Genomic DNA, 13112 nt, shown 5'->3' on the forward strand with positions numbered 1-13112 from the left:
GTAATAATGTACGACTAATTTTGGCTGTGAAATTATTAGTTCGTAAATTTGCACTTAATTATAAATAAAATATTTTAATGAATACACAAACCACTTATTTGCCTTATAAAGTTAAGGACATTAGTTTAGCAGATTGGGGACGAAAAGAAATTACTTTAGCAGAAGCAGAAATGCCAGGTTTAATGGCAATTCGAAAAGAATATGGTCCATCTCAACCTTTGAAAGGGGCGAGAATAGCAGGTTGTCTTCACATGACGATTCAAACCGCAGTTTTAATTGAAACCTTGGTTGCTTTGGGAGCAGAAGTTACTTGGAGTTCTTGTAATATTTTTTCTACGCAAGACCATGCTGCTGCTGCAATTGCCGCTGCTGGAATCCCAGTTTACGCTTGGAAAGGTCTTTCAGAAGAGGAATTTAATTGGTGTATAGAGCAAACTGTATTTTTTGGTGAAGACAGAAAACCATTAAATATGATTCTTGATGATGGTGGTGATTTAACCAATTTGGTTTTTGATCATTATCCAGAGTTAACAGCAGGAATAAAAGGACTTTCTGAAGAAACCACAACTGGAGTTCACAGATTGTACGAAAGAATGGCAAACGGAACTTTGGTTATGCCTGCGATTAATGTAAATGATTCCGTTACTAAATCTAAATTTGATAACAAATATGGTTGTAGAGAATCTGCAGTAGATGCAATCAGAAGAGCAACAGATTTAATGTTGGCTGGGAAAAGAGTAGTAGTTTGCGGATATGGCGACGTTGGTAAAGGAACTGCCGCTTCTTTCAAAGGTGCAGGTTCAATTGTGACGGTTACAGAAATCGACCCAATTTGCGCGCTGCAAGCAGCAATGGACGGTTTTGAAGTAAAAAAATTAGACAGCGTTGTTGGTAATGCTGATATTGTAATTACTACTACAGGAAATTACAACATCGTGCAAGGCAAACATTTCGAAAAAATGAAAGATAAAACGGTTGTTTGTAACATCGGGCATTTTGATAATGAATTGGATATGGCATGGTTAAACGGAAATTTCGGTGACACAAAAACTGAAATCAAACCACAAGTTGATCTTTATAATGTGAACGGAAACGATATTATTATTCTTGCAGAAGGCAGATTGGTGAATTTAGGTTGCGCAACAGGTCACCCAAGTTTTGTGATGAGTAACTCATTCGCTAACCAAACTTTAGCACAAATAGAACTTTGGACTAATTCTGAAGCCTACGGAAATGAAGTGTATATGTTACCAAAACATTTAGATGAAAAAGTGGCTCAACTTCACCTTGAGAAATTAGGTATCGAGTTAGAAACTTTAACAGAAGAACAAGCAAAATATATTGGTGTTGAAGTTTCGGGACCATTCAAACCAGATTATTACAGATATTAATTTTGTTAGAAATTCAGCTTATGGCTCATTAAAATTCGCGTGAGCGTGATTTTAATAGTTCAAGTAAAGCCGTCTCCTTTAAGAGACGGTTTTTTTTTACTAATTCTTAATTTTTTCTTTAAAATTTTATTATTACCTTATAATCTGAATTCGATTACTAAATTTTTTTAAAATTAATAAAAAGCGTCTCAAATTAGAATTAATAAAATTTTGAAGATTTGATTCTTTTTAAAATAAAAAATAGACGGACTTTAAATAAATTAATATTAAAACATGAGCATCAATGAAAGACATTGCGCATTTCTACGCGGTGTAAACGTTAACGGAAATCGAATGAAAATGCAAGAAGTCTGCAATGTTTTTAAAAGTTGTGGTGCTTCAGATGTAACTTCAGTTCTGGCGACGGGAAATATTATTTTTAAATCTCAAGAAGAAACCGAAATTTTGAAGATAAAACTTGAAAGTGCTTTATCGAAATATTTTAATTATAAAGCCCATATTTTTATTAAAACTATATCAGAAATCGAAAATATTTACGCCAATAATCCGTTTATAAAAGAGGAAAATCACCATATTTATTGTTTTATAACGTTGCCATTTTTAGAAGTAGAATTATTAGAAAAATTTAAAAAATCTAAAAAATTACGGTTTGAAAAAGCAGAAATTGTGAAGCAGAATTTTTATTGGAAAGTGCCGAAAGGCGAAACTTTAAATTCAGATTTTGGTAAAATATTGGGAAACCAATCTTTGAAAACTTCCTTAACTTCTAGAAATATTAACACGATTGAGAAAATTATAGCAAAAATAAACTGAAATTTTTGCGAACTTTCACTAAAGTTATGTCGTTAGTTATGCGCTGTTTTTTGCATTTTCTTTCATCAGTTTTATAAAGACGCTAGGTTTCATTTCAAATTTCCGCTGAAAATTTTTACTAAAACTCTCCGTGCTATTGAAACCCGAAAGTACGGCTAATTGGTTTACGTCTTTATTCAAATATTTTCTTTTAGTTTTGAGTTGTGTTAAGAGATAATCCATCCGCAAATCATTGATGTAATGGTTGAAATTTTTGTTTTTATAAACATTGATGATTTTAGAAAGGTAGGTAGAATTCGTTCCGATAGACTCGCTCAAAGACTTTTGTGAAAGTTGTGGATCTAAATATAATTTTTCTTTCTCTAAATTTTCTAATTGCATCACGATATGCTCTACAATCTGCGGATTGATGCCGGGGACATTATCATAATAAATTTCTTCTGCATCAGCAGGTGGCAAAGGAGAATAAAACTTTAAATTTTCACTTTTATTAGTTTGATGTAGCTCGGGATGTATAATGTTTTCAAATTTCTCGCGGTACTGTTTTTTTAATTTTAAATAGCGGTAAACAAAAAATAACCCGCCAAAAAGCGCGATTAAGAAAAAAGCAGCATAAAAAATCCGTTGTTTTTGCAAAGAATTTTCAAGTTGGCTTTTCTCTTGTTGAAGTTTCTTTGTATCGTATTCTTTATTAATTGTGGTATAAAGGTATTTGTAATTTTTTTCGTAATTACGATCTAATTCCATCAATTTATTTACATAAACCAATTGTAAATCTTTGGAGCCGGCCGCTTTATAATATTTTATAAGATACTCATAAGTAGGTCGAAAATGGGGATCTAACTTGCCATTTTTAGTGTATTGCGCGTCTATTAATTTAAAATAGCGAACTGCTTTTTCTTTATTACCCAATTGCCAATTAGACATTCCTAAATAGAATGTTTCTGTGTAATGAAAACGCTTATCATTATAAAGAGCAAGGGCTTTGTTTAATTTTTCAATTGCAATTTTATAGTTTTTTGCATAGAAAGAATTTATTCCGTCAGACGCTACAAAATAGGGTAGATACTGCGGAAGATTATTTTTTTTAATATAATCAAACGCTTCGGCAAGCAAAGGTTTATTTTCTTTTTGATGGTAAATTTTTGAATTCGTATCAATATAACTCATCAAAGAATACATATAAAACATCTCATAATCTTTTCCTAAACTATTATTATTGATGTTATTCTTAAAAAATATTATGCAAGGTTTTAGTTCTTCTATCGCTTCATCGTACAAACCCAAATATATTTTGTTTTGTGCTATAAAGTATCTTGTTTTGTAGGTCGTATAATTATCTCCTATTTTATTTGAATATTTAATGGCTTGCAACATATCATCTAAAGATTTTTGATACCTTTTTTCATCCATCCAAGTTTTCCCTCTGTTTATGTAAGCACTACTGAGAAGGTCATCTTTGCCACTTTTTTTTGCTACTTCTAAAGCACTATCTGCAAAAGCGATATTTCTGGGATATTTGGAGTAAGTGGTAGAATACCGATACGCATATATTTGTGCTTCATAGTTGCGATCTTTCTTTGATTTTTTAATATAAAAATCTATCATCTTCCACATTTTTATGGAATCTGAATGTAATTGATCTATTTTTTCTTCGATTTTCTTATAAGAAAGACTTTCCGGCCTGCGGTTTTGCGCCGCAACATTACTAAAAAGGCAGAAAAATAATAATGAAAAATATAAAAATATAAATTTTTTCATAAAATGTTGCTAATCAATCCTTTGAGATTTAAGCCAAATAGAAATGTTAATTATTTTTTGCAATATTAGTGCTTTTTTTTGAAAAATTTACGTGATTTTTTTTGATTTTCGTGTAATTTTTTAAGATTTCCGTGTTACAAACGGGTAGGCAAGTTGTAGAGGATTATTAAAGTTTATACATTTGACTTGTCATTAAAACAAAATTTACACACACAATTAAAAATCTTTATTATGAAAAACTTTTTTTACTTCAGCATCGCACTAGTTACTTTATCTTTAACTGTTAGTATTTCTCAATCTGAAAATACTGCGCACAACAATTTAAAATCCAATACTTCAACAGCATTTAATCATACACCAAATTATGTATCATTTAATTCATCTGCAGTTGATGGAGATCCAACAAAACCACCAAGAGACTAAATTTACAAATTAAAAGTGTTATTTTACAATTAATCACTTTTAAATCCAAATATTTATTTTCATCAATTGTGTTGATCTCTTCCGTTCTTATAACGGTTCGGAAGAGGTTTTTTACCAAAAAAAATCTTTATTATGAAAAACTTTTTTTACTTCAGCATCGCACTAGTTACTTTATCTTTAACTGTTAGTATTTCTCAATCTGATAATACTGCACACAACAATTTAAAATCCAATACTTCAACAGCATTTAATCATACACCAAATTATGTATCATTTAATTCATCTGCAGTTGATGGAGATCCAACAAAACCACCAAGAGACTAAATTTAGAAATTAAAAGTGTTATTTTAAAATTAATCACTTTTAAGTCAAAATATTTTTTTTCATCAATTGTGTTGATCTCTTCCGTTCTTTTAACGGTTCGGAAGAGGTTTTTTAAAAGATGGGAAAGTTTAGGTTTATCCTAAAATCAAGTTATTTTTTTTCATCAATTGTGTTGATCTCTTCCGTTCTTTTAACGGTTCGGAAGAGGTTTTTTTAAAGGATGGAAATATTTAGGTTTATCCTAAATCAAGTTATTTTTTTTCATCAATTGTGTTGATCTCTTCCGTTCTTTTAACGGTTCGGAAGAGGTTTTTTAAAAGATGGAAAAGTTTAGGTTCATCCTAAATCAAGTTATTTTTTTTCATCAATTGTGTTGACCTCTTCCGTTCTTTTAACGGTTCGGAAGAGGTTTTTTAAAAGATGGAAAAGTTTAGGTTCATCCTAAATCAAGTTATTTTTTTTCATCAATTGTGTTGACCTCTTCCGTTCTTTTAACGGTTCGGAAGAGGTTTTTTAAAAGATGAAAAAGTTTAGGTTCATCCTAAATCAAGTTATTTTTTTTCATCAATTGTGTTGACCTCTTCCGTTCTTTTAACGGTTCGGAAGAGGTTTTTTAAAAGATGGAAAAGTTTAGGTTCATCCTAAATCAAGTTATTTTTTTTTCATCAATTGTGTTTGATCTCTTGTGCATTTCGCACAAGAGATTTTTTTATTATTTAGGAATCGTGTTTGGAAATAATTTTAGAAATAACATACTTACTGCCAAAAAAATACATATTAATGCACCGAAAAAAAGAAAATCGGCAATTGTTTCATATATAATCTTAAATCTACTATTCTTGGTTCTAATCGACATAAAAGAAAAAATACAACTCAACGTAAAACATAATGCAGCAACGCCTGCAAATTCATCTAAATAAGTTGTATTATCAGTTTTTGTAATTTTTAGGGAAGTAATAATCAATAAGCAGAATCCCAATAGATTAGAAGATGCATTAAGAATATGTGGTGATTTTTCTCTCATCGTTAAAAAATATTTACAAATTAAATACTATCTATGCGCAGATAAAAATTTGCAAATATAAATTTCTGTTAAATGTTAAATTTTAATATTGTTTGGCAATTAATTATCTTTGTAAAAATCGCCCATCAAAATGCAAAATACCTATATTGAAACACAGCAAATTTCTTTTGAAGATTTTAAAAATAATATTCTAGAAGATTATAAACTGGGAAGAATTTCCCGAGAAATGTCATTATTAGGCAGAAGAGAAGTCTTAACTGGAAAAGCAAAATTTGGCATTTTTGGCGATGGCAAAGAATTGCCGCAACTTGCAATGGCGAAAGTGTTTAAAAATGGAGACTTTCGATCTGGGTATTACAGAGATCAAACATTTGCATTAGCAATTAATTCGGTTTCTGTAGAAAGTTTCTTTGCGCAACTTTACGCAGATACTAATTTTGAGAGAGAACCTGCTTCCGCTGGACGGCAGATGAATGGCCATTATGCAACAAGAAGTTTGAACGAAGATGGAAGTTGGAAAAATTTAACAGAAATGAAAAATATTTCCGCTGATATATCTCCTACAGCAGGGCAAATGCCACGATTATTAGGCCTGGCTCTTGCTTCTAAAATTTATAATAATATAAAATTTGAAGGTTCGGATAAATTTTCTAAAAATGGGCAAGAAGTCGCCTTCGGGACAATTGGCGATGCTTCTACTGCGGAAGGACATTTTTTTGAAACCTTAAATGCCGCCTGTGCTTTGCAAGTGCCGATGGTAATTTCTATTTGGGACGATGGTTATGGCATTTCTGTTCCCACAGAATACCAAAGGGCAAAAGCGGATATTTCTGAAATGCTTGCTGGTTTCCAAAGAAAAGAAGGGGAAAAACAAGGGTGCGAAATTATTCAGGTAAAAGCGTGGGATTATCCCGCACTTCTAGATGCTTATGCAAAGGCAGAACATTTTGCTCGCACAGAATCTGTTCCGGTTTTGGTTCATGTGATTGAAGTAACGCAGCCGCAAGGTCATTCAACTTCTGGTTCGCACGAGCGTTACAAAAATGAAACGCGCTTGAAATGGGAAACAGATTACGACTGTTTATTAAAATTTAAAGAATGGATTCTTAATTATTCCATAGAAATTGAAAACGAAGATGTGCTTTTAGTAACGAGTGAAGAATTAGATTTAATTGACAAAGAATGTAAAAAAATAGTAAAAGATGGCCAAAAAAAGGCTTGGGAAAATTATCAGAAAACGCTTTCAGATATTGAAAATAAAATCATTCCTTTAATAAAAAATTTGAGTCTGGAAAATTCTGAAATCGCGATATTACTCCAGAATTATGATAAAAAAATTGGTAAAGCCAAAAAAGATATTTTCCATTTGGTTCGTCAGGTTTTGTTGGTAACTAGAAATTCTAATAGTGAAATTCGAAATAATTTATTAGCAAAATATTCTGAAATTAGGGAAATAGAGCAAGATAATTACTCCTCACATTTATATTCACAATCAAAATGGAAAGCCGCCAACGTGAAAGAAATTTCACCTATATATTCAGATTCTTCTGAAACTGTAGATGGCAGAGTAGTGGTAAGAAATAATTTTGATAAAATTTTTGAAAAATACCCAGAAACAATAGTTTTTGGTGAAGATGCCGGAAATATTGGCGATGTAAACCAAGGATTAGAAGGTTTACAAGAAAAATATGGCGAGATAAGAATTGCCGATACCGGAATTCGTGAAGCCACAATTCTTGGACAAGGAATTGGTTTGGCAATGCGCGGTTTACGGCCAATTGCAGAAATACAATATTTAGATTATGTTTTGTACTGTTTGCAAGGCATGAGCGATGATTTAGCAACCGTTCAATATAGAACAAGAGGCGGACAAAAAGCACCGGTTATTATCAGAACGCGCGGTCACAGATTAGAAGGAATTTGGCATTCTGGTTCGCCAATGGCCGGAATTTTAAATCTTTGCAAAGGAATTTTAGTTTTAACGCCAAGAAATTTAACAAAAGCAGCCGGTTTTTACAACACGATGTTGCAAAGTGATGAACCTTGTATCATAATAGAACCTTTAAACGGTTACAGATTAAAAGAAAAACAACCAGACAATATTGGTGAATTTACTTTGCCTGTCGGGAAAGTAGAAATTACAAAAGAAGGAAAAGACGTTACTTTAGTCACTTACGGTTCCACTTGGCGATTGGTGATGGAAGCCGCAGAACAATTAGAAAAATTAGGAATTTCTGCCGAAGTAATTGATGCTCAGTCTCTAATTCCTTTTGATTTAAGCCAAGACATTAAAAAAAGTCTACAAAAAACAAATCGTTTGGTAATTATTGATGAAGATGTTGAAGGTGGCGCTTCGGCGTTTATTTTGCAACAAATTTTAGAAGTTCAAAAAGCCTTTAAATATTTAGATTCTGAACCTGTTACTTTAACGGCAAAAAATCACCGTCCGGCTTATGGAACCGATGGCGACTATTTCAGTAAACCTTCTGTTGATGACATGATAGAAACCGTTTACAATGTTTTTAATGAAGTAAATCCTGAAAAATTTCCAAAAATTTATTAAAAGTTTTATTTGGGCAGCTTAATCCGCCTTCCACTCCCAATCCCGCCGCGGCGGGGATTTCCGTTCAAGTCGGGCTGCGAAAGCGTGTATGTAATTCCGTTGTCATTAAAACAGGAAAAATTTAATATTTTCCAAACCTTAATAAACTTAATTCCTTCATAATTCTTAATGGTGAAATTTCAACGTTTCAATTTCGCCATTAATTTTTTTATTACCTTTAAAAGACTTAATTCATTTTAAGTCTTTTTTTATTTTTCCAACCTTTTTTAAACCTTTTGCATCTATATTATTAAAGAGCAAATTCTTATGGATGAACAATTATTATTAGAATGCAAACGTAAAAGCCGAAATGCGCAACGGCAGGTTTACGAAGAAATGGCGCATCAACTGAATTCGGTTTGCAAGCGCTATTTGAAGAATTCCGAAGATATAGAAGAAGTTTTGGCCGATACTTTTTATATTATTTTCACGAAAATGGACCAGGTAAAAGATCTGAAAACCTTTGAAGCCTGGGCAAGAAAAATCACTGTTAATGAATGTTTGCAGAAATTACGCAAAAAAGAACAATTCCATTATTCTTTAGATGAAGGAAATGCCGTAAAAATTTCTTCTGAAGAAAACCTGATTTTTTCTTTAGAAAAAGACATTCTAAAATTGCTGAATTTTCTACCAGAAGGTTGCAAAACAATTTTTAATCTTTTCGCTATTGAAGGTTATCCGCACAAAGAAATTGCATCAATGCTTTCTATAAGTGAAGGAACTTCAAAATCTCAACTCAATTTTGCCCGTAAGAAATTACAAGAAATGCTTCATCAACAAAATTTTTAAAAAAGGAAAAAAATGGAAAATAATTTCGAAAATATAGATAAAAAATTCAGTGAAGCAAGCGACGCTTCAGATGAAAAATTAAACACGCCAGAATTTGAAAATATCTGGAATAAAATAGAAGAAAAATTAGATCAAAAAGAAACTAAAAGAAGAATTTTGCCGATTTGGCTGCCTTATGGAATTGCGGCGAGTTTATTAATTGGTTCAGGAATTTTTTACTTTAATTCTAAAAATTCTGTGGAAACAGAAAAATTACAAATCGCCGTCAACAAAGATTTTCCAGTTGAAAAACCAATTGAAAATCCAGAAAATCGGAAAATTGACGAAACTATAAAATCAAATATTGCAAAAGAAAAAGCAGTGGAAAAAACCAATGTTATTGCTATGCAAGTTCCAACGGCGACGAAAAATCCTGAAATAATTCAACCTTCTGTTCCTCAAGAAAATGAAAATCTTGCTTACGAAGCAAAAAATAAAGAAATAGAAATAGCCGAAAAGTCTAAAATTGCCTATTCTGAAAGTAGAATAAAAGCAGAGAAAAATGCAAGTCGGAATAATATTGACGGAGTGATTGTTACTGCAATGGGAATAAAAAGAGAACAAAAATCTTTGGGTTACGCAACAACAAATCCGTCTTCGCAACTACAAAATGCGCCAAATTACAACGTCAAAAGTGCACTTCAAGGGAAAGTGGCAGGTTTAGAAATTAATCCTTCGGTTGGAAATCCTGGTTCTAATCCTAATTTAATTATTAGGGGCGTCAAGTCATTAAATGATTCCAGTAAACCTCTAATTGTTGTTGATGGTAATCTAATGTCTGAAAACGATCTAAATAATATAAATCCGAATAAAATAAAATACATTTCGGTTTTAAAAGATGCTTCGGCAACTGCTTTATACGGAAGTCGAGGTTTGAACGGCGTCATTTTAATTAAAACAAAAAATCTAACAAAAGAAGAAAAGCAAAAAATTAAAGAATTAAAAATTAATAAAAACATTCCTGTCCAAAACAACGAAGAATACGACGCGTTTATAGAAAATCCTTTCGAATCCGCGAAAAACGAACCGCTATCTACGTTTTCAATTGATGTTGATAATGCCGCTTATTCCAACATTAGAAGAATGATTAATAACGGACAAAAAGTAGATAAAAATGCCGTAAGAATTGAGGAAATGCTAAATTATTTTAAATATTATTATCCGCAACCGACCGATAATAAGCCATTTAGCGTCAATACAGAATACAGCGATGCCGCTTGGAATCCGCAACATAAATTATTGAAAATTGGTTTGCAAGGAAAAAATATTCCTTTAGAAAAATTGCCAAATTCTAATATTGTTTTTTTAATTGATGTTTCTGGTTCTATGAGTTCTGCCAATAAATTACCACTTTTAAAATCTTCTTTTAAAGTGTTATTAGATAAAATGAAACCTGAAGATAAAGTAGGAATCGTCGTTTACGCAGGAAATGCCGGAATGGTTTTAGAGCCAACTTCGGTAAAAAATAAAGAAAAAATTATTGCCGCTCTAGATAATTTGCAAGCGGGTGGAAGCACTGCAGGTGGCGCTGGAATAGAATTAGCCTACAAATTAGCCCAGGAAAATTTCATTAAAAATGGAAATAATCGTGTAATTATTGCAACAGATGGCGATTTTAATGTGGGAACTTCTTCCACCAAAGATCTAGGAACTTTAATTGAGGAAAAAAGAAAATCCGGCGTTTTCTTAACCTGTCTTGGTTTTGGAATGGGAAATTATAAAGACAATACTTTGGAAACACTTGCTGACAAAGGAAACGGAAGTTACGCCTACATTGATAATATGCAAGAAGCCAATAAATTTTTAGGAAAAGAATTTGCCGGAAGTATGTATGCGATTGCAAAAGATGTGAAAATCCAAATTGAATTTAACCCAAAGTACGTGAAATCTTACCGATTGATAGGCTACGAAAATAGAAAATTAAATAACGAAGATTTTATTGATGATAAAAAAGATGCGGGAGAATTGGGAAGCGGACACACCGTAACTGCTTTATATGAAATAATTCCAGTTGGTGTAAATTCTGAATTTGATGTAAAAGAAATTCCTTTAAAATATACAAACACAAAAGAAAATTCTCAAAATTTCGGTGATGAATTGGCAACCATAAAATTGCGCTACAAAAAACCAGATGAAGATAAAAGTGTTGAAATGCAACAAATTGTAAAGAATTCTGCAACAAATTTTGCAAAAACTTCAGAAGACTTCAAATTTGCAAGTGCAGTAAGTTGGTTTGGTTTGGTGCTTCGAGATTCAAAATACATTAAAGATAAAAACTTAGATGAAATTATAAATCTCGCAAAACAAGGCTTAAACAAAGATGAAGACGGCTATCGTGCGGAATTTGTCAGATTGGTTGAAAGTTATAACACAATAAAATAGCGCATTTAAAAGCAGACTTTTTTAGGTCTGCTTTTTTATTAAAATTTACAATTAAATTAAAATACTATTTTACATATTTTTCTAAAATATATTTTGTGACTTCTTTCAAAGATTTTCCGTTTTCGGGATTTTTTCCGTAATGTGTGAAAAATTCTACCTTATTACTTGTTTTGTCATACCAAACTTTTCCTAATGCATTTTTAGCGGTTAAAGTATCTGTTTGTGTGATTTTGATTAATTTTAATTTGTCTTGATCTAACTGTTCGATGTGAAATCCTGCTTTATTTTCATCGCAAAAAACAGGAATATATTTTTCGCCGTTCCAATACATACATTCTTTTTCTTTTTTTGTAATAAGTATTTTTTCTTTAGAAGTTTTATTATTAGAACTAGGCATATAGACGATAGTTTGCGGAATTGAAATCGTTGATTTATTTGCTTCATTTGTAGCATTTTTAATTTTGCTGCTATCTATAATTTTTTTCTGTTCAATGGCTTCATTGTCTTGAAAAAAATCGTATTTCTTTGCAAAAAAGCCCAAAATAAAAAGAATCCCAACAAGGCCAAAACTGTTTTTATGACGTGAAACAAATTCTGGAAATGTAAAAATCGGACTGTTTGTAATATTAATAATGATATCGGAAAAATTTTTAGATGTAGAACTTTCTTGCTTTCCGTCAATTGTTACTTTTACACTAGAAGATTGATTTGGAATCGGATTTTTTTCACAAAAATTTTTAAAATTTTCAAAGCCAAGAAATTCGCTTAAATCGTTTAAAATAAGTGGTTTTATATTATAATCTTCATCTTTTTCAATTAAAAATTTATAATAGGTTTCAAAACTTTTATAACTCAATTGGATATTAAAATCTTCCCGCAAAGTTAGTTCTAAATCCTTTAAAATGCCACTGAACGAAGTTTCAGCAGTGTTATTTTTGGCTTTTTCATAGACTTCAGAAATTAATTTTCTTTTTAGTTGTAGTAATTGTGACATCGGCTTGGGAATTTACCTTAAAAGTAGAAATTTTTTAGAAACTATTTTTAAAGTTTTACATATTTCTGGTTGTTTCAAATTTCCAAAAACTTTCCAAATTATTTCTAACACTCACTCTGGTTCTTGCTCTACATTTGTTCCAGAAATCAGTGATAAACAAACTATTACAAAAACAAAGTAAAAAAACTGATTTCAAAAATAACCCGATAAAGCGGAGGCAAAATCTCTGGTTTGGGAAGCAGATTTCTCGCTTCCGTTTTTGAAGGTTATTTCTTCCCAAAATTTTAAGAAGCGCTTCTTATTTCTTTTAACCGTAGCCCTACCTAAAGACCTGTGTTTTTGGGCAACTACAGAAATATTTAAACTTAAAATTTTACAAAAATGTTACAAATTATTTTAATATTATTAGGATTAGCAACACCTAATTCTGATGCAAATACACAAAACACAAACTCAGATCAAACGGTGATTACGCAAACAAATGATTCTCAAAACAGTGATGCACCAACTGACACCGGCGGAGAAACGGAGCAGCTACCTAAAAAATAGGAAAAAGAGGCTTATTTAAGC

Annotated in this window: 9 protein-coding genes; 7 read left to right on the plus strand and 2 right to left on the minus strand. The window is 31.5% G+C overall.

Annotation, left to right across the window (positions count from 1 at the left end):
* The first annotated feature begins 77 nt into the window (after positions 1–77).
* Positions 78–1391 (plus strand): adenosylhomocysteinase, encoded by a 1314-nt coding sequence (ahcY, locus tag C4S29_RS00630; RefSeq protein WP_103912194.1) that lies wholly within the window; start codon positions 78–80, stop codon positions 1389–1391.
* Positions 1392–1664: 273 nt separating this feature from the next.
* Positions 1665–2204 (plus strand): DUF1697 domain-containing protein, encoded by a 540-nt coding sequence (locus C4S29_RS00635; RefSeq protein WP_103912195.1) that lies wholly within the window; start codon positions 1665–1667, stop codon positions 2202–2204.
* 36 nt (positions 2205–2240) lie between these two features.
* Here C4S29_RS00635 and C4S29_RS00640 read toward each other — a convergent pair whose 3' ends face one another.
* On the minus strand, positions 2241–3965 hold the full coding sequence (locus C4S29_RS00640) for a helix-turn-helix domain-containing protein (RefSeq protein WP_103912196.1): 1725 nt from the start codon (positions 3963–3965) through the stop codon (positions 2241–2243).
* Positions 3966–4196: 231 nt separating this feature from the next.
* Here C4S29_RS00640 and C4S29_RS00645 point away from each other — a divergent pair, with 231 nt between their 5' ends.
* The 4 genes from C4S29_RS00645 to C4S29_RS00670 all read left to right on the plus strand — a co-directional run bounded on the left by C4S29_RS00645 (position 4197) and on the right by C4S29_RS00670 (position 11548).
* Positions 4197–4388: a hypothetical protein gene (locus tag C4S29_RS00645; RefSeq protein ID WP_103912197.1), complete on the plus strand. Its 192-nt coding sequence runs from the start codon at positions 4197–4199 to the stop codon at positions 4386–4388.
* Positions 4389–5866: 1478 nt separating this feature from the next.
* Positions 5867–8299 (plus strand): alpha-ketoacid dehydrogenase subunit alpha/beta, encoded by a 2433-nt coding sequence (locus tag C4S29_RS00660; protein WP_103912200.1) that lies wholly within the window; start codon positions 5867–5869, stop codon positions 8297–8299.
* A 306-nt stretch (positions 8300–8605) separates the two neighbouring features.
* Complete coding sequence (locus tag C4S29_RS00665) at positions 8606–9127, plus strand: RNA polymerase sigma factor (RefSeq protein ID WP_103912201.1); 522 nt, start codon at positions 8606–8608, stop codon at positions 9125–9127.
* 12 nt (positions 9128–9139) lie between these two features.
* Positions 9140–11548: a vWA domain-containing protein gene (locus C4S29_RS00670; RefSeq protein ID WP_103912202.1), complete on the plus strand. Its 2409-nt coding sequence runs from the start codon at positions 9140–9142 to the stop codon at positions 11546–11548.
* 64 nt (positions 11549–11612) lie between these two features.
* Here the strand turns inward: C4S29_RS00670 and C4S29_RS00675 are convergent, their stop codons facing one another.
* Positions 11613–12542, minus strand: coding sequence for a hypothetical protein (locus tag C4S29_RS00675; protein WP_103912203.1), 930 nt, complete (start codon positions 12540–12542; stop codon positions 11613–11615).
* A 381-nt stretch (positions 12543–12923) separates the two neighbouring features.
* Between C4S29_RS00675 and C4S29_RS14705 the strand changes: the two genes are divergently transcribed.
* Complete coding sequence (locus C4S29_RS14705) at positions 12924–13091, plus strand: hypothetical protein (protein ID WP_159969814.1); 168 nt, start codon at positions 12924–12926, stop codon at positions 13089–13091.
* The last annotated feature ends 21 nt before the right edge of the window (positions 13092–13112 follow it).

This window comes from Halpernia humi (assembly GCF_900108025.1).
GTDB lineage: Bacteria > Bacteroidota > Bacteroidia > Flavobacteriales > Weeksellaceae > Halpernia > Halpernia humi.